Origin of the sequence: Stappia indica (genome assembly GCF_009789575.1) — a bacterium.
Taxonomy (GTDB): domain Bacteria; phylum Pseudomonadota; class Alphaproteobacteria; order Rhizobiales; family Stappiaceae; genus Stappia; species Stappia indica_A.
On the sequence record NZ_CP046908.1, the window covers coordinates 2411572 to 2433296 of the forward strand.

At 69.3% G+C, this 21725-nt stretch carries 18 protein-coding genes; 12 read left to right on the forward strand and 6 right to left on the reverse strand.

Annotated features, from left to right (window positions below):
- Positions 1-22: 22 nt before the first annotated feature.
- Positions 23-676 carry a DNA-3-methyladenine glycosylase family protein gene (locus GH266_RS11280; RefSeq protein WP_158193990.1) on the forward strand — a complete coding sequence of 218 codons (654 nt, stop codon included), beginning with the start codon at positions 23-25 and terminating at the stop codon, positions 674-676.
- On the opposite strand, the gene GH266_RS11285 is transcribed toward GH266_RS11280, so the two are convergent.
- From GH266_RS11285 to htpX, 5 genes are all read right to left on the reverse strand, one after another.
- A complete protein-coding gene (locus GH266_RS11285) occupies positions 677-1084 on the reverse strand; it encodes a YkvA family protein (protein WP_158193991.1) in 408 nt (135 codons plus the stop codon).
- Between the two features lie 186 nt (positions 1085-1270).
- Positions 1271-2887, reverse strand: coding sequence for a bifunctional phosphoribosylaminoimidazolecarboxamide formyltransferase/IMP cyclohydrolase (purH, locus tag GH266_RS11290; RefSeq protein WP_158193992.1), 1617 nt, complete (start codon positions 2885-2887; stop codon positions 1271-1273).
- Between the two features lie 140 nt (positions 2888-3027).
- Complete coding sequence (locus GH266_RS11295; RefSeq protein WP_209001586.1) at positions 3028-4767, reverse strand: heparinase II/III family protein; 1740 nt, start codon at positions 4765-4767, stop codon at positions 3028-3030.
- Between the two features lie 171 nt (positions 4768-4938).
- Positions 4939-6345, reverse strand: coding sequence for an RsmB/NOP family class I SAM-dependent RNA methyltransferase (locus tag GH266_RS11300; RefSeq protein ID WP_158193993.1), 1407 nt, complete (start codon positions 6343-6345; stop codon positions 4939-4941).
- A gap of 194 nt (positions 6346-6539) precedes the next feature.
- On the reverse strand, positions 6540-7571 hold the full coding sequence (gene htpX, locus GH266_RS11305; RefSeq protein ID WP_158193994.1) for a zinc metalloprotease HtpX: 1032 nt from the start codon (positions 7569-7571) through the stop codon (positions 6540-6542).
- A 150-nt stretch (positions 7572-7721) separates the two neighbouring features.
- Between htpX and GH266_RS11310 the strand changes: the two genes are divergently transcribed.
- The 5 genes from GH266_RS11310 (at position 7722) to GH266_RS11330 (ending at position 14064) form a co-directional block, all read left to right on the forward strand.
- On the forward strand, positions 7722-7967 hold the full coding sequence (locus GH266_RS11310) for a DUF1674 domain-containing protein (protein ID WP_199270507.1): 246 nt from the start codon (positions 7722-7724) through the stop codon (positions 7965-7967).
- A gap of 212 nt (positions 7968-8179) precedes the next feature.
- Complete coding sequence (locus tag GH266_RS11315) at positions 8180-9397, forward strand: aminotransferase class I/II-fold pyridoxal phosphate-dependent enzyme (RefSeq protein ID WP_158193995.1); 1218 nt, start codon at positions 8180-8182, stop codon at positions 9395-9397.
- Positions 9398-9400: 3 nt separating this feature from the next.
- Positions 9401-12223, forward strand: a complete 2823-nt coding sequence (locus GH266_RS11320) for an FtsK/SpoIIIE family DNA translocase (protein WP_158193996.1) — start codon at positions 9401-9403, stop codon at positions 12221-12223.
- Positions 12224-12357: 134 nt separating this feature from the next.
- Entirely contained in the window at positions 12358-13002 is a 645-nt protein-coding gene (locus GH266_RS11325; RefSeq protein ID WP_158193997.1) for an outer-membrane lipoprotein carrier protein LolA, read from the forward strand.
- A 36-nt stretch (positions 13003-13038) separates the two neighbouring features.
- Complete coding sequence (locus GH266_RS11330; RefSeq protein WP_158193998.1) at positions 13039-14064, forward strand: ATP-dependent carboxylate-amine ligase; 1026 nt, start codon at positions 13039-13041, stop codon at positions 14062-14064.
- A 576-nt stretch (positions 14065-14640) separates the two neighbouring features.
- Here GH266_RS11330 and acnA read toward each other — a convergent pair.
- Positions 14641-17391: an aconitate hydratase AcnA gene (gene acnA / locus GH266_RS11335; protein ID WP_158193999.1), complete on the reverse strand. Its 2751-nt coding sequence runs from the start codon at positions 17389-17391 to the stop codon at positions 14641-14643.
- Between the two features lie 393 nt (positions 17392-17784).
- Between acnA and ccmA the strand changes: the two genes are divergently transcribed.
- From ccmA to GH266_RS11365, 6 genes are all read left to right on the forward strand, one after another.
- Positions 17785-18435 (forward strand): heme ABC exporter ATP-binding protein CcmA, encoded by a 651-nt coding sequence (gene ccmA, locus GH266_RS11340; protein ID WP_158194000.1) that lies wholly within the window; start codon positions 17785-17787, stop codon positions 18433-18435.
- Positions 18432-19121 (forward strand): heme exporter protein CcmB, encoded by a 690-nt coding sequence (ccmB, locus tag GH266_RS11345; protein WP_158194001.1) that lies wholly within the window; start codon positions 18432-18434, stop codon positions 19119-19121. The genes ccmA and ccmB overlap by 4 nt, the downstream gene beginning before the upstream one ends.
- 66 nt (positions 19122-19187) lie before the next feature.
- Entirely contained in the window at positions 19188-19946 is a 759-nt protein-coding gene (locus tag GH266_RS11350) for a heme ABC transporter permease (RefSeq protein ID WP_158194002.1), read from the forward strand.
- The gene (gene ccmD, locus GH266_RS11355; protein ID WP_158194003.1) at positions 19943-20137 is read left to right on the forward strand and encodes a heme exporter protein CcmD; all 195 of its coding nucleotides are present in this window, start codon (positions 19943-19945) and stop codon (positions 20135-20137) included. The genes GH266_RS11350 and ccmD overlap by 4 nt, the downstream gene beginning before the upstream one ends.
- Positions 20134-20766 (forward strand): DsbE family thiol:disulfide interchange protein, encoded by a 633-nt coding sequence (locus GH266_RS11360; protein WP_158194004.1) that lies wholly within the window; start codon positions 20134-20136, stop codon positions 20764-20766. Before ccmD ends, GH266_RS11360 begins: the two co-directional genes overlap by 4 nt.
- A gap of 139 nt (positions 20767-20905) precedes the next feature.
- Positions 20906-21628, forward strand: coding sequence for a DUF1223 domain-containing protein (locus GH266_RS11365; protein WP_158194005.1), 723 nt, complete (start codon positions 20906-20908; stop codon positions 21626-21628).
- Positions 21629-21725 lie beyond the last annotated feature (97 nt).

Here is a 21725-nt window from a genome sequence, read left to right on the forward strand (position 1 = left end):
GTTTCACGGCCCCGGCGGACCGATGACGCAAGTCCCCGCCCGGATCGACGACGAGCATGACCTCGCCGCGGGTCTTCGGGAGCTTCTGGCCATCGCGCCGGATCTCGGCCGCCTGGCAGCGGCCGGCGACCCGCTGCCGCTGCGCCGCCATCCCCCGACCTTTGCCGAGCTTGCCCGCATCGTCACCGCCCAGCAGGTGTCGCTGGCGAGCGCCGCTGCCATCTACGGCCGGCTTGAAACGCTGATCGCCCCCTTCGATGCCGAGACCGTCCTGCGCCTGAGCGACGACGAGCTCGGCCAGGCGGGTCTGTCGCGGGCCAAGATCGCGGCGTTCCGGGCGGTGTCGGAAGCCATCGCCGACGGCCTCGATCTCGCCGGCCTCATCCGCCTGCCGGCGGAGGACGCCCGCGCCCGCCTCGTTTCCTTACGCGGCATCGGGCCGTGGACGGCGGATGTCTTCCTGCTGTTCTGCGCCGGGCACCCGGATGTCTTTCCCGCCGGCGATGTCGCCCTGCAGGAAGCCTTGCGCGACGCCCTCGCGCTCGATGCCCGCCCCGGCACCCGCGAGGCCGAACGGCTGGCCCGGCGCTGGTCGCCCTGGCGCGGCGTCGCGGCCCGGCTGCTTTGGGCGCATTACCGCCGCCTTACCGGCCGCGGGACCGGCCTGCCGGTCTGATCAGGCCCTGCTGCCGGCTTGGCTGTTGCCGTCTTCGGTATCGGTCTTGCTCAGCGCTGCGCGCGCCGCCTCCCGGTGCTCCTCGCGCATGTAGCGGCCGATCAGGGCGAGCACGCCGAGCAGGATGCTGGCGTCGTCCGTGAAGCCGATGCCGAGGATGGCGTCGGGGATGATGTCGAAGGGTATGACGAAATAGGCAAGGCCGGCGAAGATCGTACCGCGCACGCGCACCGGCGTTGCCGGATCGACGGCGCAATAATAGGCGGCGATCACGTCCTCCATGAAGGGGATCTGCCGCGCCGCCTTGCGCGCCACCTTGAAGAGGCGCGCGCCGACCCGCTCCTCGCGACCCTTTTCGGGGCCGAGGATTTCCGGATCGATGCCGAGATCGTCGTAACGTGCCGCCATGCCTGCCGTCTCCTTGCCGGACCTTGCGAAGGTCCTGCGGACAGCCCCCATCACGGGCCGAAATGGCCCGCTTTTTACCCCATGCGTGGGCCGAAACGGCCCGCGCCCGCCCCTTATGTGGGGCGGGCGCGGTGTGTTTTCAAAGAGGCAGGCAGGGAGGCCCCGAGCAGGCCTTCATGAATACCGTCAGTGGCGGAAGTGCCGCATGCCGGTGAAGACCATGGCGAGCCCGGCCTCGTCGGCCGCCGCGATCACTTCCGCATCGCGCATCGAGCCGCCCGGCTGGATCACCGCCGTCGCCCCGGCGGCCGCTGCCGCCAGAAGACCGTCGGCGAAGGGGAAGAAGGCATCGGACGCCACCACCGAGCCGATGGTGTTCGGCCGGTCGGCGCCGGCCGCCTCCGCCGCGTCCTCGGCCTTGCGCGCGGCGATCCGGGCACTGTCGATGCGGCTCATCTGGCCGGCGCCGATGCCGGCGGTCGCGCCCTCGCGCACATAGACGATGGCGTTCGACTTGACGTGCTTGGCGACGCGGAAGGCGAACTTGAGGTCGGCCATTTCCTGCTCGGTCGGGGCGCGCTTCGTCACCACCTTGAGGTCGAGATCCTCCACCGTGCCGGTGTCGCGGTCCTGCACCAGGAGGCCGCCGGCGACCGACTTGACGATACGCGCGCCGGCGCGCGGATCGGCGAGCCCGCCGGTGATCAGCAGGCGCAGGTTCTTCTTTGCCGCCACGATGGCGAGCGCCTCGTCGCTGGCCTCCGGCGCGATGATCACCTCGGTGAAGATCTTGACGATCTCCTCGGCCGCGGCCGCATCCAGCTTGCTGTTGAGCGCGACGATGCCGCCGAAGGCCGAGACCGGGTCGCAGGCCAGCGCCTTCAGATAGGCGTCCTTGAGGCTTGCGCCCGTGGCGACGCCGCAAGGGTTGGCGTGCTTGATGATGGCGACCGCCGGCGACACGCCCGGATCGAACTCGCTGACCAGCTCGAACGCGGCGTCCGTGTCGTTGATGTTGTTGTAGGACAGTTCCTTGCCCTGCACCTGGCGGGCGGTGGCGACGCCGAAGCGGCGCTCCGGCGTCAGGTAGAACGCCGCCTTCTGATGCGGGTTCTCGCCGTAGCGCATGACGGAAGCGAGACGGCCGCCGAAGGCCACATGGGCCGGCGCGTCCTCGCCGATGGCGGCGGCGAACCAGTTGGAAACCGCCGCGTCATAGGCCGCCGTGCGGGCGAAGGCCTTCTGTGCCAGCCGCTTGCGCAGCGCCAGCGGCACCTTGCCCTCGTGCTCGCCGAGCGCCTCGATCACCTCGCCATAGTCGGCCGGATCGCTGACCATCGTCACATAGGCGTGGTTCTTGGCCGCCGCGCGGGTCATCGCCGGGCCGCCGATGTCGATGTTCTCGATGGCGAGCGCGAAGTCGGCGCCGGAGGCGACCGTCTCCTCGAAGGGATAGAGATTGACGCAGACGAGGTCGATGCCGGTGATGCCGTGTTCCTGCATGGCCGTGGCATGCTCGGCATCGTCGCGGATGGCGAGCAGCCCGCCATGCACGGCCGGATGCAGCGTCTTGACGCGCCCGTCCATGATCTCGGGAAAGCCGGTGACCTCCGAAATGTCGAGCACCTTCAGCCCGGCATCAGCCAGCGTCTTGCGCGTGCCGCCGGTCGAGACCAGCTCGACGCCGAGCCCTGCAAGCGCGGTCGCGAACTCGATGAGGCCTGTCTTGTCGGAGACGGAGAGCAGGGCGCGCCTGACGGGAACGAGATCGGGAACGGGAATGCGTTTCGACACCACGGCCATTGCGGAGGGTCCTTCGGGTTTTCGGCGGGACAGTGATCTGCGTGCGCCTAGCACGAAGCGCGGAAAACCGGAAGCCGAGGAAGGGGGATTGGGTAAAAAATGCGCAAGAGCACGGACGGTGCGGCAATGCGCGCGGGGCTCTACAGGTCGAGCTCGCCGCTGGTCGCATCGCTGACGCGCCGCCGCGTCGCCCGCCCCGCCGCCGTGCGGCAGAACTGCCAGGCCGCCTCGCGGCGATGGGCAAGCCGGCCGTAGAGCACGATCTGCTCGCAGCGCCGATGGCCGGAACTGTCGGAAAGATAGATGGATTCCTCGATCCCCATCTCGCAGCCCGGCGCGGTGAACTCCCACGCCTCGCCGTCCGGCGCCACCAGGAGGATGCCGGTGCCCGAACGGATCGAGCTTGCCTTGATCGAGGGATGCAGATGGAAGCGGACGGCGAACTCGTGGTCGCGCCCGGTACGCGCGGTCGGGCGGAACCGGTCGATGCCGTCCAGCACGCTGCCGTCCTGCGACAACGTGACGTCGCGCTCGTGGATGAGGCGCAGAGTGTCCTGGTAGCCGTTGTGGCTGGCAATGATGCGGATGCCCGACGGCCCTTCCTCGCGCTCCACCGGCACGCTGGTCGGCCCGGTCAGGATCGGCGCGCCGAGCCAGCCGCCGAAGCGGGTCTCCGACAGGAAGCGCGCGGACGAGGTGTCGTCGATCGTCGCGGTGGAATGGGCGGCCGTTGCCCGCGAGACCGAGCGCCAGGCACCGCGCTCGCTGTTCGAGACGCCGCAATTGACGACGATGCGGGTGCGCCGCGACGACATTTCGAAGGACAGGCACCCGGCATGGGCGGTTAGGCTCAGCGCCGGCTCCGGCGGCACGCCCGTATCCATCAGCAGCAGCGTATCGCCGCAGGTGACGCGCTGATAGCCCGAATGCGGCGCATTGCCGGGCGGCCCGCCGCGCGCATCGTCATAGGCAAGGATCGTCGCGACGAGGTCGACCGGTGTCGCACCCATGCCGTTGAAATGCGCGAAGGTGCCGTCGCCGTGGCGGAAGAAGCGGACCATCGGCATCATCCGGTCGATGGCCTGCATCACCGTCGGCGAGGCCGGCATGCCCTGCACGGTCAGCGCCTGGCGAACCGGCAACAGGTCGACGAGAATATCCAGCAGCGCCGCCGGGTTGCGCGAGATATGGCCGCCATCGGCAAGGATCTGGCGGGCCAGTTCCTGGTCCAGCCGTCTCAGGCTCTGGCGCACGAAGCGCCCCTGCCCCGACATGGAGACGGTGGCCGCGGCAACGGCCATGGCCGCCTGCAGGCGCGGCACCCCGTCCGGCGTTTCGTTCATGGTGCGGCGAAGATAGCGGACCTGGCGCGCGAGCGAGCGCAGGAAGCGGCGATAGAACTCGCGGTCGCAGCCCTCCAGGATCAGCGGCGATTGCGACAGCCAGGCCAGCACCCGGCGCGCCACCACCTGCTGCTCCCAGGCCGCATCCTGCCAGTAGCCGCAGCTTCTTATCCAGTCGTCGACCAGCGCCCGCGCATTCTGCCGCGCGACCACGGTCTCCGCCGCCTTGAGGTGGCGCAGCCAGCCGAAGCCGTGCAGGGCGCGGGCCCAGTCGGCGGACGGTGCATGCACCTCGAAGGGGGACTGGCCGGATGTCTCGACGAGCTGGCCGGCGAACAGGAAGCGCCCGGCATAGATGTCGGCGGCATTGGTACCGTCGGCGGTGCGCAGATCCTGCGGGGCGATGATCAGGCGGGCGGGCGTGCCGGAAAACAGCCGCCAGCGGAACAGCGGCCCGCCATGCATCCATCTGAGCAGGGACTGCCAGGCGGCCTGCGCGAGGAGACGCCACACCCGTGCCCGTTCGGTCACCGACATTAGCGTCACCTGTGCCACCTTCCCTCCAGCCGCGCTGCCGTCGTGCCGAGCCCTTTCGCGAATCCACTTCGCCTGCAAACTTCAGTTTCCGGCAACAGGGTTAGCGATCCGTTACCCATTTCAGCACGATTCGAGGGATTCACAGCGGATGCAAGGCGTCTTGAGGGCGGATCAGCGACGGACGAGGCGGGCGGCGAAGAAGCCGTCCATGCCGCCGTCCTGGCGCGGCTCGCGCGGCAAAGACACCGGCAGCGTCCGCAGGTCGCCCTCCGCCGTCACCAGACCCGCAAAGCCGGTCTCCGCCTCCGCGATGGGCAGGCGCGCGAAATCGGGATTGGCGGCAAGGAACCGGGCGACGACAAGCTCGCCCTCCGCCGGCTCCAGCGAGCAGGTGCAGTAGACGAGGCGCCCGCCCGGCTTCAGCCATCCGCTCACCCGCTCCAGCAGCAGCGCCTGGGCGGCGGCAAGGCTCGCGATGTCCTCCGCCCGCCGGTTCCAGGCGACGTCCGGGTGGCGGCGGATCGTGCCGGTCGCCGAACAGGGCGCGTCCAGCAGGATGGCGTCGAACGGCTCGGCCGGTTCGTACTCGGCAAGATCGGCGGCCACCACTTCGGCGGCCAGGCCCAGCCTTGCAAGGTTCTGCGAGAGCCGCTCCAGGCGGCGGGCGGAAATATCGACGGCGGTGACATGGCCGCCGGCCACAGCCAGCTGCGCGGTCTTGCCGCCGGGCGCCGCGCACAGGTCGGCAACGCGCAGGCCCGCGACATCGCCGAGCAACCGCGCAGGGATCGCGGCGGCCGCGTCCTGCACCCACCAGGTGCCGGCGTCATAGCCCTCCAGCGCCTCGATGCGACCGCCCGGCCGGGCGAGCCGCACTGTGTTGCCGCCGATGGCCGTACCACCGAGCGGTTCGGCCCATCCTTGCGGGTCGGCCTTCACGGTGAGATCGAGATTGGGCTCCATCAGGTGCATCTCGGCAAGGGCGAGCGCCACCTCCTCGCCATAGGCCTTCTGCCAGCCGGCGAAGAGCCAGACCGGCGTGTTGCGCCAGGGCTGTGACGTGGCGGCGAGCAGCTCCTCGCGCTCGGCCACCATCCGCCGCAACACCGCATTGACAAGGCCCTTGTAGCGCCGCGAGCGGTTGTCCGCATCGGCCAGCGCCACGGCGATGGCCAATGCCGCCCGGTCCGGCACTTCCATGAACAGAACCTGCGCGGCCGCGACATGCAGGATGTCGAGAACGAAGCCGGTCTTTTCCGGCACCGGCCGCTCCAGCAGCCGGTCGACAATGGCGGAAATCTGCCCGCGCCGGCGCAGCGCCGTGCCCAGCATTGCGCGTACCAGGCCCCGGTCGCGGGCGATCAGCGCGGAAAAACCGGGATGCCCGCCGGCCTCCTTCAGTTCGTCGTCGAGCGGACGGCGCCCGGTGACGACACGGCCGAGGATTTCCACCGCGACGCGGCGCGCCGCCAGCCCCACCGTCGAATGGTCCGGCTGGTAGCGGGTGCGTATGGGCTTCCCCGCCTGCCCCTTGCGGGGCCGGGAGTTGCGCTCGCGGTTGTCGGTCTTGTCGCTCACCGGCTCGGATCGCCTCACGGGGCGGGCAGCGCGCGAAGCGCACGGCACCGCCGCATCAAAAGAAGGATAGGCGGTATGCCCGCAAACGGCAGGCGATCACAACCCCTAAAGCAACATGGCCCTAAAGCAGCATGGCCCCAAAGCCCTGAAGCAAAACCATCCCGGCGCGGCCCGCCCGGTGGGCCGCGACCGGCTCAGCCCCAGGGCCCGCGCCGGCCGGAACTGCCCCCGGCACCTCCGCCATTGCCGCCATCGTCGCGGCGGCGCGAGCGCCCCCACGGCCCCGGAGGATCGCTGCGCACCGGACCCTCGCCGGCCGGGCCGCGATCGCGCGGCCCCGTGGACGCATAGGCGGCCCCGCCGCGCGAATAACCGCCGCCGCCCATCGATCCGGCCAGCTCCTGCAGCGCACGGATGCGGTTGTCGGTGTTGGGGTGGGTGGAGAACAGATTGTCCATCCGCTCGCCCGACAGCGGGTTGATGATGAACATATGCGCGGTCGCCGGATTGCGCTCCGCATCCGGATTGTGGACCCGCGCCGCGCCGCCGGCGATCTTTCCCAGCGCCGAGGCGAGCCAGATCGGATTGCCGCAGATCTCCGCGCCCATGCGGTCGGCGGCATATTCGCGGGTGCGGCTGATCGCCATCTGCACCAGCATCGCCGCAAGCGGGGCGACGATCATCGCGATCAGCACGCCGATGAAGCCGAGCGGGTTGTTGTTCTCCCGGTTGCCGCCGAAGAAGAAGGCGAAATTCGCGAGCATCGAGATTGCGCCGGCAATCGTCGCCGTCATGGTCATGATCAAGGTGTCGCGGTTCTTCACATGGGCGAGCTCGTGCGACATCACGCCGGCGACCTCTTCCATGGTCAGGCTTTCCAGCAGGCCGGTGGTGGCCGCGACCGCCGCGTTCTGCGGATTGCGGCCCGTGGCGAAGGCGTTGGGCTGCGGATTGTTGATGAGGTAGACCTTCGGCATCGGCAGGTCCGCACGCGCGGCCAGCTGCCGCACCATGTGGAACAGCTCCGGCGCCTGGCTCTCGTTGGCCTCCACCGCATGGTGCATGCGCAGCACCATCTTGTCGGAGTTCCAATAGCTGAACAGGTTCATCGCGGCGGCAACGGCGAGCGCGATCATCATGCCGCCCTCGCCGCCGATCAGGAAGCCGACGCCCATGAACAGCGCCGTCATCGCGGCGAGAAGAAGTGCGGTGCGGAAGTAGTTCATCTCACCTGCCTGTGTCGTGGGGCCACTATGGCGACAGCTGCATCTTTGACCCTATATGTTGGCGGCAACGCGATTTTCTGCAAGAGAGCAACGCGAGCCCACCGCAGGACGGCGGCCGAAACGGCCGGCCCGGACCGGAGCACGACGACAATGACCGAGACCGAAGACACCGCCATGACCCCGCACGCGGTCGCCGCAAACGACGATACGGCCCCGCAGCGCCGTTTCGAGGACCTGCCGCCGGCCGCCCAGCGGGCGCTTCAGGAAGCCGAGGCGCGCCGCCGCGAGATCGATGCGAAGGGCGAGGCCCTGCCGCGCGAGATCGACGGGCGCGGCGGGCTGGAGCCGACCCGCTACGAGGACTGGGAGATCAAGGGCCTGGCCTGCGATTTCTGACGCTCTCGCTCTCGGCCAATCGCACCGCCCGCCGGCAGGACGGCTGATCGCGGCTTGGTTAATGAGGGATTTACCATCGGCGAATAGGCTTGGCGCTGCAGCCGGTCTTCCGTCCGTCGCCCCGTCCGGGCGCCGGCACGGTCGGCCTGACGTCAACAGGCCGGGAGGTCCGCCGCAGGGCTGGCGGGATCCCGGTGAATGGTTCGAGCCGAATGTCTTCTGACGCCGCCCCCCAGGCCGCAAGGTCCGCTTCCCTGCCCTCCTCGAACCCGTTCGAGCGGCTGGCCGCGCTGATTGCCGACCTTTCACCGGGCATGGACCCGGTCGTGATGACCATCGGCGAGCCGCGCCATGCCGTGCCCGGCTTCGTCGCGCCGGTCCTGGCCGGATCCATCGGCGATTTCAGCCGCTACCCCAACATTCGTGGCACCGACGCCTTCCGCGAATCGGTGGGCCGCTGGCTCGACCGCCGTTACGGCCTCGGCGGCACGCTGGACGTTGCCCGCGGCATCCTGCCGCTGAACGGCTCGCGCGAGGGACTGACCTTCGCAGCCCTCGGCGCCCGCGATTATCTCGCGAAAACCGGCGCCCGGCCGGCCGTGCTGATGCCCAATCCGTTCTACCAGACCTATGCCGCCGCCGCCCATGTGGCCGGCGCCGAGCTGGTCGCGCTCGATGCGCGCGCCGAAACGGGCTTCCTGCCCGATCTCGATGCGCTGTCGCCCGAGCTGCTCGACCGCACTACCGCCTTCTACTATGCCTCGCCGGCCAATCCGCAGGGCGTCGCCGCCGACCTTGCCACCTGGCAGCGGGTGATCGCGCTGGCCCGCCGCCACCGCTTCCTGGTGGTCGCCGACGAGTGCTACTCGGAGATCTACCGCGATGCGCCGCCCGCCGGCGTGCTGGAGGCCGCCCATGCCATGGGCGAGGGCTTCGCCAACGTGGTCAGTATCAACTCGCTGTCGAAGCGTTCGAACCTTGCCGGCCTGCGCGTCGGGTTCGCGGCTGGCGATCCGGACTTCCTGGAAGCCTGGGCACGCTTTCGCGGGCTTGCCGCACCGCAGGTCTCCATGCCGCTGCAGGCGGTGGCCGCCGCCGCCTTCGCCGACGAGGCGCATGTTGCCGAGAACCGGCGGCTCTACAACGCGAAATACGAGGTCGCGCAGCGCCTGCTGGCGCCGCTGTTCGGCCCGGTCGTGCCGCAGGCCGGCTTCTTCCTGTGGCTCGACGTCGCCCGCTGGGGCGGCGGCGTGACCGTCACCCGGCGGCTGTGGGCCGAGGCCGGCGTCAAGGTGCTGCCGGGCGCCTATCTGGCGATGGACGGGGCATCGGGCAATCCGGGCGCGGACTATATCCGCATTGCCCTCGTCGACGACGAGACGACCATCGAGCGGGCGCTGTCCCGCGTGGTTGCGGTACTGGGAGACTAGAGGATGCGTCGCGCCACTCCGATGAGAAGCGGCCGGGCCGCAGCGCTCGGCCTCGAGGACACCGAGGCACCGCTCAAGCGCTTCCTCAGACGTAACATCATCGGCGCGGCCGGGCTGTCGCTGATCGCGCTGTGCGCCGCGCTCGCCGCCGCGCTCGCCACCTGGTCGACGGGCGATCCGAGCCTCAGCCACGCCACTTCCGCGCCGGTGCGCAACGCGCTCGGCCAGCCCGGCGCGATCATCGCCGACATGTTCATGCAGGCGATCGGCCTTGCCTCGGCCGTGTTCCTCATCCCGGTGGTCCTGTGGGGCTGGCGGCTGGTCGCGGCCCGCGCCACCCGCATCGCCACCCGCCGCATCGTCTTCTGGGGCCTCGGCACCCTGCTTGCCGCCGGCGCGCTTGCCGCCCTTCCCGTTCCTTCCGGCTGGCCGCTGCCCACCGGCCTCGGCGGCTTCCTCGGCGATTTCGTCCACCGCCTGCCGGCGTTGCTGACCAGTGAGCTCACCGACGGCATGGCGATGATCGTCGGCATGCTCGGCCTCGGCGTTCCGGCCGCGATCTGCATGCTGCGCGCCGCCGGCTGGCTCGGCCGCGATCCGGAGCCCGTGCGGGCTCCCCTGCCCGAACCCTCGCACCATGCCCGCTCCGTCGGCGCGGTGCCGGATTTCGACGAGGACGACGACGAGGATGCCGGCGAGAGCCGCTTCGGCGCGCTGAGGGGCGCCGTCACCCATTGGGGCCTGCTGGCGCGCGCCAATGCCCGCCGCCTGCTCGGCCGCCGCGCCGCCCCGCGCCGCGCTTCCGACCCTTACGACGATGCCTTCATCGACGAGGACGGCGAGGACTGGGACGAGGAGCGCGGTGCCCGCGCGCAGGACCCGGCGGAGCACGAGGACGAGGATCCGGTCGGCCGCCGCGGCGGCTTCTCCGCCCTGCGCCGCCGCCTCGCCAGCAAGCTGCTGCCCAGGGAAGACGACGGTCTCGACGCCTTCTACGACACCAACGCCCCGGCCGAGCCGGCCTTTGCCGACGCCTATGGCGAAGACTATGACGAGGAGGCCGGCGAGGCCGACGACGGCTATGCGGACGAGACCGGCGCCACCATCGACGACCTGCCGGATCTCGACGACGACGGCCCGCTCGACGAGCTGTCGACGCCGCTGCCGCGCGCCATTGCGGGTCCCGCAAGCCGCGGCCCGGCGGCGCAGCTGCCGAGCCGCGTCGTGCCGCCCGCCGGCCGGCCCAAGCCCGGCCGCCGCGCCACCGAGGAGGCGCAGCCCTCCTTCCTGCGCAATCCGTCCGTCTACGAGCTGCCGCCGCTGCACCTTTTGTCCGAGCCGAAGGCGGCCGGCAAGCAGACGGCCGTCAACACCGACGCGCTGGAGCAGAACGCGCGCATCCTGGAGGGCGTGCTGGAAGATTTCGGCGTGCGCGGCGAGATCATCGAGGTCCGCCCCGGCCCGGTCGTCACCCTGTACGAACTGGAGCCGGCACCGGGCATCAAGTCGAGCCGCGTCATCGGCCTTGCCGACGACATCGCCCGCTCGATGAGCGCCATTTCGGCCCGCGTCGCGGTGATCCCGGGCAAGAACGCCATCGGCATCGAACTGCCCAACCAGCGCCGCGAGATGGTGTTCCTGCGCGAGCTGCTGGCCGCCAGCGACTACGAGAAGACCAAGGCCAAGCTGGCGCTGACGCTGGGCAAGACCATCGGCGGCGAACCGGTGATCGCCGACCTTGCGCGCATGCCGCACCTGCTCGTTGCCGGCACCACCGGCTCGGGCAAGTCGGTCGCCATCAACACCATGATCCTGTCGCTGCTCTACCGGCTTGAGCCGGAGCAGTGCAAGCTGATCATGATCGATCCCAAGATGCTCGAACTGTCGATCTACGACGGCATCCCGCATCTTCTGACGCCGGTCGTCACCGACCCGAAGAAGGCCGTCGTCGCGCTCAAGTGGACCGTCCGCGAGATGGAGGAGCGCTACAAGAAGATGTCGAAGATGGGCGTGCGCAACATCGACGGCTACAACACCCGCGTCTCCCAAGCGCTGGAAAAGGGCGAAGTCTTCAATCGCACGGTGCAGACCGGGTTCGACCGCAACACCGGCGAGCCGATCTTCGAGAACGAGGAACTGCCGCTGGAGACGATGCCCTATATCGTCGTCATCGTCGACGAGATGGCCGACCTGATGATGGTCGCCGGCAAGGACATCGAGGGCGCGATCCAGCGCCTGGCGCAGATGGCCCGTGCCGCCGGCATCCACCTGATCATGGCGACCCAGCGCCCGTCGGTGGACGTCATCACCGGCACGATCAAGGCCAACTTCCCGACCCGCATCTCCTTCCAGGTGACCTCGAAGATCGACAGCCGCACCATTCTCGGCGAGCAGGGCGCGGAGCAGCTGCTGGGCCAGGGCGACATGCTCTACATGGCCGGCGGCGGCCGCATCCAGCGCGTCCACGGTCCGTTCGTCGCCGACGAGGAGGTGGAGGATATCGTCAGCCACCTGAAGCGCCAGGGCACGCCGCAATATCTCGAGGCGGTGACGGAAGAGGACGACGGCGGCGACAGCCCCTACGACGCGCTGGCCGGCGGCAGCGGCGGCGACGACGACGGCAACGACCTTTACGACAAGGCGGTCGCCGTGGTGCTGCGCGACAAGAAGGCCTCGACCTCCTACATCCAGCGGCGCCTGTCGATCGGCTACAACCGCGCCGCCTCGATCATCGAGCGGATGGAGCGCGAGGGGCTGGTGGGCGCGGCCAACCATGCCGGCAAGCGCGAGATCCTGGTCCAGAACGGGGTCGAGGACGACTATTGACCGCGCAAGGCACGCAGCCCGTGGCCCGTCGCAACTTTGCCACAGCTGCCTGTTAGCGCATCCTGACAATTGACGGTATGCGGCGCGCTCATTCGGTGAGCCGCATACCCGACCGAGCCGACGGAGCCGTTTCGATGACCAGCATCGCCCGCCGCACGCTGATTGCCCTTGCTGCCAGCGCGGCCCTTGCCCTTTCCGGCCTCGCACCCGCGGGTGCCGCCGCGCTGAGCTCTGACCAGAAGACCAAGCTCGCCGAGGTGAATTCCTACTTCAACTCGGTGAAGACCATGCATGGCGACTTCATCCAGTTCGGCCCCAATGGCGAGCGGGCGGAAGGCAAGTTCTATCTCGCCCGGCCGGGCAAGATCCGCTTCTACTACAACCCGCCCTCCAAGGTGGACATCGTCGCCGACGGCAAGTCGGTCTCGGTCAAGGACCGCAAGCTCGCCACCCAGGACATCTGGCCGCTGAACGAGACGCCGCTGCGCTTCCTGCTGGCCGACCGGATCAACCTGGAAGCGGATGCGGAAGTCGCCAGCGTCTCGGTCGAGCCGGATCTGGTCACCGTGGTGCTGGCCGACAATTCCACCTTCGGCACCGGCAAGCTGACGCTGATCTTCGACGCCGCCACCACCGAGCTGAAGCAGTGGACGGTGACGGACGCGCAGGGCTACGACACCTCGGTGGCGATCTACAACACCAAGGTCAACGGCCCGACCGACCCGAAGCTCTTCAACATCGACTACAACGCCAACACGATGCAGCGCCGCGGCAACTGACCGCCCGGCAGACGCTCTTCCACAGGCGCATTTCGCGTGAGCACAGCCGAGGCGACCGTGCGACGGCCCGTCTTTGTCGAGATCCTCGAGCGCCTCGCCGCCCAGCGCGGCGCGCGCATCGAGACCGAACCGCTCTACGGCTATGCCGGGGCGGTGATCGATGCGGTTGGCCGCCGGCATTTCTTCAAGGGCACCCATTTCGACATCAACCGGGCGGGCGCTGCCGCCCTTGCCCGCGACAAGGACTATGCCGGCCGCTTCCTGGCGGCCGCCGGGCTCGCGACCCCGCGCGGCGTGCTGCTGCACGGGCCGCGCCGCACCGTCCAGCTTTCCCTCAAGAACCCGTTAGTCGCCGCCCGCCTGCCGGACCGCGCGGCCGCGCATGCCTTCGCCGAGGAGGTCGGCTATCCCCTTTTCGCCAAGCCGAACGAGGGATCGGAGGGCGACGGGGTGACCCGCGTCGGCGATGCCGCCGGCCTCGACCTTGCCCTCGATGCGCTGCTGGCGCTGCACGACCGGGTGCTGGTGCAGCAGGCGGTCGCCGGCGAGGACCTGCGCGTCGTCGTGCTCGACGGCAGGGTCAAGGCCGCCTTCGCGCGTCGCCCGCTGTCGGTCACAGGCGACGGCGCCAGCCCGCTTTCCGCGCTGATCGCCGCTCGGCTTGCGGAGTTCGCCAGCGACGGCAAGGGCGCGCGCATCGCCGCCGACGACCCCCGCATTCTCAGCGAGCTCGCCGCCTCGGGCTTCACGCCGGACAGCATCGCGGAAAAAGGCGCGACCATCGCCCTGCTGGCCAATGCCAACCTGTCGACCGGCGGCAGCGCCAGCGACATCACCGACACGCTCAATCCCGCCGCCGCTGATGCCGCGATCCGCGCCGCCGCGGCGCTCGGCCTGCGCTTTGCCGGCGTCGACCTGCTCGCCGCGCCCGGTGCGCCGCCGGTGGTTCTGGAGGTCAATGCCGCCCCCGGCCTTGCCTATTTCCACCGCATGGGCCCGCAGGCCGCCGCCCGCGTCGAGGCGATCTACGCCGACCTGCTGGACGCGCTGCTGGCGTCCTGAGGGCTTTTCCGCCTTCCCTGCCATGAACGTCATCACCTCATGGTGTCGAGCTGGCGTCCCGGTCCGGCTTTGAAGAGGGCGACGATCTTTGGCAAGTCGGCGGGGAAAGCACACCGCCCGCCCCGCCCACAGAGTGTCGTCCCGGTTTCGGCGCAGCCGAAGACCGGGAACCAGTAACCCCGAACGGTTCGGCTCAGGCCGCAAGGTTGCCGCCGCAAGGCCGGAGGTTGCTGCCTGCGTGCCATCATTCGCCCCAGCGGATACTGGACGCCTGCCTGCGCAGGCGTGACAGCGGAGGGGGTGGCCAGGGCCGTCCCGCCTCACGCAAGCACAGCCCTCCCCCGCGTCTTCCCGGGCAAGCGAAGCGCGACCCGGGACCGACGAGCCGAAAGCCTTCCGGTACTCCATAACCGCCCGGACCTCCCCGATCCCGGCTCGGCGCTGACGCGCCCTCCGGGAGGACGCGGGGACAGGCATCGGTTTCCCCAAAAGCAAAAGGGCCAGCGAATGCCGGCCCTTCTTTTTCGTATCGCAGTGTCCGGACGCGCTCTGGCGAGCCGGAGCGCGGTCTCCAAATCAAGACGTGACGAGGTTGCGCAGCACGTAATGCAGGATGCCGCCGGCGCGGACGTATTCCAGCTCGTCCTCGGTGTCGATGCGGCACAGCACCTCGATGGTCTTGGTCGTGCCGTCGGCGAACTCGACCAGCATGTCGACCATCTGGCGCGGCTTCAGGTCGGTGACGCCCTTGATCGTCACCTTCTCGGCGCCGGTGATGCCGTGCGACTGCCAGCTCTCGCCGTCCTTGAAGGTGAAGGGCAGCACGCCCATGCCGACCAGGTTGGAGCGGTGGATACGCTCGAACGACTGGGCGATCACGGCGCGCACGCCGAGCAGGCGGGTGCCCTTGGCAGCCCAGTCGCGCGACGAGCCCGTGCCGTATTCCTTGCCGGCGAAGATGACGAGCGGCGTGCCCGCCTCCTTGTAGTCCATCGCCGCGTCGTAGATCCACTTCTGCTCGCCGTCCTTCATGGTGACGCCGCCTTCGACGCCCGGCACCATCTGGTTCTTGATGCGGATGTTGGCGAAGGTGCCGCGCATCATCACATGGTGGTTGCCGCGACGGGCGCCGTAGGAGTTGAAGTCCTTCTTGGCGACCTGGTGCTCGAGCAGATAGACGCCGGCAGGCGCCTCCGCCTTGATCGAGCCGGCCGGCGAGATGTGGTCGGTGGTGATGGAATCGAGGAACAGGCCCAGGACCGCCGCGCTCTCGATGTCCTCGAGCGGCTTCGGCTCCATGGTCATGTCTTCGAAATAGGGCGGGTTGGCCACATAGGTCGAGTTCATCGGCCACTTGTAGGTCATGCCGCCCTCGACCTTGATCCCCTGCCAGTGCTCGTCGCCCTTGAAGACGTCCGAATAGCGCTCGCGGAACATCTCCTCGGTGATCGAGGAGCGGATCAGGTCGGTGATCTCCTGGTTGGTCGGCCAGATGTCCTTCAGGTAGACCGGGTTGCCGTCCTGGTCCTCGCCGAGCGGATCTTCCGCGACGTTGATGAACATGGAGCCGGCGAGCGCATAGGCGACGACCAGCGGCGGCGAGGCGAGGTAGTTCGCCCGCACGTCCGGATTGACGCGGCCCTCGAAGTTGCGGTTGCCCGACAGCACCGAACAGACCACCAGGTCGTTCTCGTTGACCGCCTCGGAAATCGCCGGGTCCAGCGGACCGGAATTGCCGATACAGGTGGTGCAGCCATAGCCGGCCAGGTTGAAGCCCAGCGCGTCGAGATCGTCCTGCACGCCGGCCTTCTTCAGGTAGTCGGTGACCACCTGCGAACCGGGAGCCAGCGAGGTCTTCACCCACGGCTTGACCTTCAGGCCCTTCTTCAGCGCGTTGCGGGCGACGAGGCCGGCACCGATCAGCACCGAGGGGTTCGACGTGTTGGTGCAGGAGGTGATCGCCGCGATCACCACGTCGCCGTCGGCCAGACCATGGGTCTTGCCGTTGACGTCATAGCGCTGGCGGGCCTGGCCGGTGACGCCGGTGGCACCTTCGTCGACAAAGCGCGATTCGCCGGTCGAGCCCGGAAGGGTGGACGGATCCTTGCCGCCGCCCTTGATCTCGCGCAGCGCGGCGACGAACTTCTCGGCCGCCTCGTCGAGCGCGACGCGGTCCTGCGGGCGCTTGGGGCCGGCGAGCGAAGGCACGACGGTGGAGATGTCGAGCTCCAGCGTGTCGGTGAAGATCGGCTCGGCCGTGTCGGAGGTGCGGAACATGCCCTGCGCCTTGGCATAGGCCTCGACCAGGGCGACCCGCTCGGGATCGCGGCCCGTCGAACGCAGGTATTCCAGCGTGTCCTCGTCGACCGGGAAGAAGCCGCAGGTCGCGCCGTATTCCGGCGCCATGTTGGCGATGGTCGCGGCGTCCTCGAGGCTCAGGTTGTCGAGGCCCGGGCCGTAGAACTCCACGAACTTGCCGACCACGCCCTTCTTGCGCAGCATCTCGACGACGCGCAGCACCAGGTCGGTGGCGGTGATGCCCTCGCTGAGCTTGCCGGTCAGCTTGAAGCCGACGACCTCGGGGATCAGCATGGAGATCGGCTGGCCGAGCATGGCCGCCTCGGCCTCGATGCCGCCGACGCCCCAGCCCAGAACGGCCATGCCGTTGACCATCGTCGTGTGGCTGTCGGTGCCCACCAGCGTGTCCGGATAGGCGAGCGTCTCGCCGTCCTCGTCCTTGGTCCACACGGTCTGGCCGAGATACTCAAGGTTGACCTGGTGGCAGATGCCGGTTCCCGGCGGCACGGCGCGGAAATTGTCGAAGGCCGACTGGCCCCAGCGCAGGAACTCGTAGCGCTCGCCGTTGCGCTCGTATTCCAGCTCGACATTCTTGGTGAAGGCGTCCTGGGTGCCGAAATAGTCGATCATCACCGAGTGGTCGATGACCAGGTCGACCGGCACCAGCGGGTTGACCTTCTTCGGGTCGCCGCCGAGCTTCACGGCCGCATCGCGCATCGCGGCAAGGTCCACCACGGCCGGAACGCCGGTGAAGTCCTGCATGAGCACGCGCGCCGGACGGTAGGAGATCTCGTGCTCGGAGGTGCGGGTCACCAGCCACTTGGCGACGGCGCGGATGTCGTCCGCGGTCACGGTGCGGTTGTCCTCGAAGCGCAGGAGGTTCTCCAGCACGACCTTCAGCGAATAGGGGAGCCTGGACACGCCCTCCAGCCCGTTCTTCTCCGCCTCGGGGAGGGAGAAATAGGTGTAGGTCTTGTCACCGACCTGGAGCGTCTTCCTGGCCTTGAAACTGTCGAGTGATTTGGTCACGGCTGGCGGTCCCCTTGTTGTCCTCGGGCGGATGCGGCCCCATGGCCGCCTGGCACCCAACGAATGCGCATCCCCGGCGGAAAGCGTCGTCTTGGGATACGCCGCCGGCCGGGTTTGCCGTCTCGCGTCTGCGGGCACCTGGGTGCGCCGCGTGCGGGTTGGCGCCCGTATAGCGAATTTCGGCGCGCGGGGCCAGCGGTTAGCGGCGCGAGCCGTCTCGTCATTATGGCGAGGTCGCGCGGCCGGCAGGCGCGCCGGCAGCGACGCATTGCCGCTTGATCGCCGCCGGCCTGCATGCCATGCCTCGTCCTGCCGGGCGGACCATCCGTGCGGGCACGAAAACCGCCGCTGCCGGCCATGACCGGCCCGGCGCGCGCAGCAGATCCGGGGCCGATGCGTCTTCTTGCCGAACAGCTTGCCTGCGACCGCGGAGGCCGCAGGGTCTTCGCAGGCCTCTCGCTCGCGGTCTCGAGCGGCGAGGCGATGGCCGTCACCGGACCGAACGGCGTCGGCAAGTCGAGCCTGCTGCGCGTGCTGGCGGGCCTGGTGCCGCCGGCCGAGGGCACGGTCCGCGTCGAGGGCGGCGAGGCGGAGGCCGAGCCTTTCGAGCATTGCCACTATGCCGGCCATCTCGACGCGGTGAAGCCGGCCCTCTCGGTCATCGAGAACCTTGCCTTCTGGCGCGACTTCCTGGCCGGGCTGCCGGCGCTCGGCGGTCTTTCCCCGCGTTCTCCGCAGGCGGCGCTCGACCTGCTCGGCATCGGCCACACCGCCGACCTGCCGGCCGCCTATCTGTCCGCCGGCCAGCGCCGCCGTCTGGCGCTCGCCCGGCTGCTGACCATCCCGCGTCCCGTCTGGCTGCTCGACGAGCCGACCGCCGCGCTCGACGCCGCCTCGGAGGCGCAGCTGACCGAGCTGATGCGCGACCATGTCGCCGGCGGCGGCATCATTCTCGCCGCCACCCACCAGGCGCTCGGCCTCGACGGCTTGCTGAGGCTGCATCTCGAGGCTCCCGAGCCCGCCGACACGGAAATCCCGGCATGACCGCGGCCGACCGCCCGCGCGGCTGGGTCGCCGCCCTGTTCTCCCGCGAGCTGCGCCTGTCGCTGCGCTCGGGCGGCGGCGCGCTGATCGGCGTGCTGTTCTTCCTGGCCGTCGTCACGGTCATTCCCTTCGGCGTCGGACCGGATCTCAACCTGCTCGCCCGCATCGGCCCGGCCGTGCTGTGGATCGGCGCCCTGCTCGCCACGCTGCTCGGCCTCGACCGCCTGTTCCAGGCCGACCGCGACGACGGATCGCTCGACCTCGTGCTGATGGCCGGCCGGCCGCTGGAGATCGTCGTGCTGATCAAGTGCCTCGCTCATTGGGCCGGCACCTGCCTGCCGCTGGTCGCCGCCGCCCCGGTTCTGGCGATCTTCCTCAACCTGGAGCCGCTGGCCATCGGCGCGGTGACGCTGACGCTGGCCGTCGGCACCCCGGCCCTGACGCTGATCGGCGCGGTCGGCGCGGCGCTGACCGTCAGCCTTCGCCGCGGCGGGCTGCTGCTGGCCGTGCTCGTGGTGCCCTTCTCGATACCCGTGCTGATCTTCGGGGTCAGCGCGTCCGGGGCGGCGGTGAGCGACCCGGCCCCCTTCCTGGCGCCGTTTCTCTATCTCTGCGCGGTCACGCTGATCACCGCCGTGGTCGGCCCCTTTGCCGCTGCGGCAGGCCTGCGCTTCTCCGCCGACTGAGGGACACGCAAAGGTGTCGCATTCTCCCCGATTGAAAGCAGGCTCCAGCGACACTAGAACAGTTCCATGGGATTGATGGATCTTGCCAACCCGACGCGCTTCATGTCGTTCTCCGGCCGGCTTCTGCCGTGGCTGGGAGGCGCCTGCGCGCTCGCCTTCGCCGCCGGGCTCTACATGACCTTCTTCGTCGCGCCCGACGACTACCAACAGGGTGCCACGGTCAAGATCATGTTCCTGCATGTGCCGGCCGCCTGGCTCGCCATGATGTGCTACTCGATCATGGCGATCTCCGCGCTCGGCACCCTGGTGTGGAAGCATCCGCTCGCCGACGTCTCGGCACGCGCCGCCGCCCCCATCGGCGCGGCCTTCACCTTCCTGTCGCTGGTCACCGGCTCGCTCTGGGGCAAGCCGATGTGGGGCACTTACTGGGTCTGGGACGCGCGCCTGACCTCGGTCCTCGTGCTCTTCGTCATGTATCTGGGGCTGATCGCCCTGTGGCGGACGATGGAAGACCCGATCCGCGCCGGCAAGGCGGCGGCGGTCCTCACCCTGGTGGGCGCGGTCAACCTGCCGATCATCAAGTTCTCCGTCGACTGGTGGAACACGCTGCACCAGCCGGCCAGCGTGATGCGGCTCGACGGCCCGACCATCCATCCGACGATCCTCTGGCCGCTGCTGACGATGGCGCTCGCCTTCACCCTTCTGTTCCTCGTCATGCACCTGATGGCGATGCGCAACGAGATCCTGCGCCGCCGCCTGCGCACGCTGCAGCTCGGCGCCGCCAGCACCCGCGTCGCCGCGGCACGACCACAGGCCGCCGAATGACCGAGCTTCTCGACCTCGGAGCCCATGCGGGCTTCATCCTCGCCTGCTACGCGATCACGCTGGCGACCATCGTCGGCCTGTTCGCCTGGCTCGCCGCCGACCGCAGGACCCTCACCGCCGCACTGGCGAAGCTGGAGGCGGACGGCGTGCGCCGCCGTTCGAACGCGACTGCCTCCGGAGAGCGCGGATGAGCACCGAACTGGAAACCAGGACCGAAACCGGCGGCCAGCCGGACGGCGCCCCCCCGCGCCGCCGCGTGCCCTTGCTGGCCTTGCTGCCGCTCATCGTCTTCGGCCTGCTCGCCGTGCTGTTCCTGATCCAGCTGCTCAGCGGCAAGGACACCTCGCAGGTTCCCTCCGCCCTGATCGACAGGCCCGCACCCGAATTCTCGCTGCCGCCCGTGCCCGAGCTGGTCGACGGCGGCGCGCCCGTCCCCGGCGTTTCCCGCGCCGATCTCGTCGGCAAGGTCAGCATCGTCAACATCTTCGCCTCCTGGTGCGTGCCCTGCCGCCAGGAGCATCCGCTGCTGGAGGAGCTTGCCCGCTCCGGCCAGGCGCAGATGATCGGCATCAACTACAAGGACAAGGCGGAGAACGCCCGCCGCTTCCTCGGCACGCTCGGCAACCCCTATTCGCGCGTCGGCGCCGACGAGAACGGCCGCGCCGCCATCGAGTGGGGCGTCTACGGCGTGCCCGAGACCTTCATCGTCGATGCCGCCGGCACCATCCGCTTCAAGTTCATCGGCCCGCTGTCGCCGGAAACCTACCGCGACGTCTTCCTGCCGCAGCTGGAAGACGTCCTGGCGAGCCCGAACGGCTGACCCCGGAACCGCCGTTCCCGATTGCGTGATTTCAAGCCCTCGTGAGTGGCCTTCGCCTGCGACCCAACCTATTGTCGGGGCTCTCGGGCTGCGGCATCCGCTGCGGTCGCCGCTTTCACAGGAATGGTCAGATCCCCCGATGCGGGCACCGGCACATCTCATTCTGTCCGTCTTTCTGGCGCTGGCTGCGGCGCTCCCGGCAGCGCAGGCCGGCGAGCAGCGCGCCGTCGTCGAGCTGTTCACCAGCCAGGGCTGCTCCTCCTGCCCGCCGGCCGACAAGCTGATGGGCGAGCTCGCCCGCCGCGGCGATCTCGTCACCCTCACCTATCCCGTCGACTACTGGGATTATCTCGGCTGGCGCGACACGCTCGCCTCGCCCGATTACGGCGCCCGCCAGCGCGCCTATGCGGAGGCGCGCGGAGATCGCGCCGTCTATACGCCGCAGATCGTCGTCAACGGCAGCGGCCATGTGGTCGGCAGCGACCGCAGCGCCCTGCAGGCCGAGCTGGACAAGCAGGCGCCTCTGCCGGTCACCGTCGATCTCGAGATGGCCGGCGATCTTCTCGAAGTCCATGTCGACGGCGCGTTGCCCGCTTCGGTGAAGATGGCGACGATCTATTTCGTCTTCGTCTCCCGCCCGGTCGAGGTGGAGATCGACCGCGGCGAGAACAGCGGCCGGAGCGTCACCTATCACCATGTGGTGCGCGGCATCCGCGCCATCGGCATGTGGGAAGGCGGGCCCGCCAGCTACCGCCTGCCGGCCAGCGAGATGCGCAAGATGAAGGCCGGCCATTGCGCCGTGCTGGTCCAGGTGGAGCCGGGCGGCCGGCCGGGCATGATCCTCGGCGCGGCGATGCAGTGAAGAGGCCCGGCAGGTTTGTCTTGAGGGCAAAAAAGGGTTAGGGCTTTGCCCGCAATCGGGGCCCTCGTGTCCCGGACCACTTGCGAGGCTGCCCTTC

Coding starts and splice junctions, on each gene's coding strand:
- GH266_RS11310 (WP_199270507.1), top strand. CDS start 7,722: ATGACCGAGACCGAAGACACCGCCATGACCCCGCACGCGGTCGCCGCA.
- GH266_RS11280 (WP_158193990.1), top strand. CDS start 23: ATGACGCAAGTCCCCGCCCGGATCGACGACGAGCATGACCTCGCCGCG.
- htpX (WP_158193994.1), bottom strand. CDS start 7,571: ATGAACTACTTCCGCACCGCACTTCTTCTCGCCGCGATGACGGCGCTG.
- ccmA (WP_158194000.1), top strand. CDS start 17,785: ATGCGTCTTCTTGCCGAACAGCTTGCCTGCGACCGCGGAGGCCGCAGG.
- GH266_RS11365 (WP_158194005.1), top strand. CDS start 20,906: ATGCGGGCACCGGCACATCTCATTCTGTCCGTCTTTCTGGCGCTGGCT.
- ccmB (WP_158194001.1), top strand. CDS start 18,432: ATGACCGCGGCCGACCGCCCGCGCGGCTGGGTCGCCGCCCTGTTCTCC.
- ccmD (WP_158194003.1), top strand. CDS start 19,943: ATGACCGAGCTTCTCGACCTCGGAGCCCATGCGGGCTTCATCCTCGCC.
- GH266_RS11325 (WP_158193997.1), top strand. CDS start 12,358: ATGACCAGCATCGCCCGCCGCACGCTGATTGCCCTTGCTGCCAGCGCG.
- purH (WP_158193992.1), bottom strand. CDS start 2,887: ATGGCCGTGGTGTCGAAACGCATTCCCGTTCCCGATCTCGTTCCCGTC.
- GH266_RS11285 (WP_158193991.1), bottom strand. CDS start 1,084: ATGGCGGCACGTTACGACGATCTCGGCATCGATCCGGAAATCCTCGGC.
- GH266_RS11320 (WP_158193996.1), top strand. CDS start 9,401: ATGCGTCGCGCCACTCCGATGAGAAGCGGCCGGGCCGCAGCGCTCGGC.
- GH266_RS11315 (WP_158193995.1), top strand. CDS start 8,180: ATGTCTTCTGACGCCGCCCCCCAGGCCGCAAGGTCCGCTTCCCTGCCC.
- GH266_RS11295 (WP_209001586.1), bottom strand. CDS start 4,767: ATGTCGGTGACCGAACGGGCACGGGTGTGGCGTCTCCTCGCGCAGGCC.
- GH266_RS11350 (WP_158194002.1), top strand. CDS start 19,188: ATGGGATTGATGGATCTTGCCAACCCGACGCGCTTCATGTCGTTCTCC.
- GH266_RS11360 (WP_158194004.1), top strand. CDS start 20,134: ATGAGCACCGAACTGGAAACCAGGACCGAAACCGGCGGCCAGCCGGAC.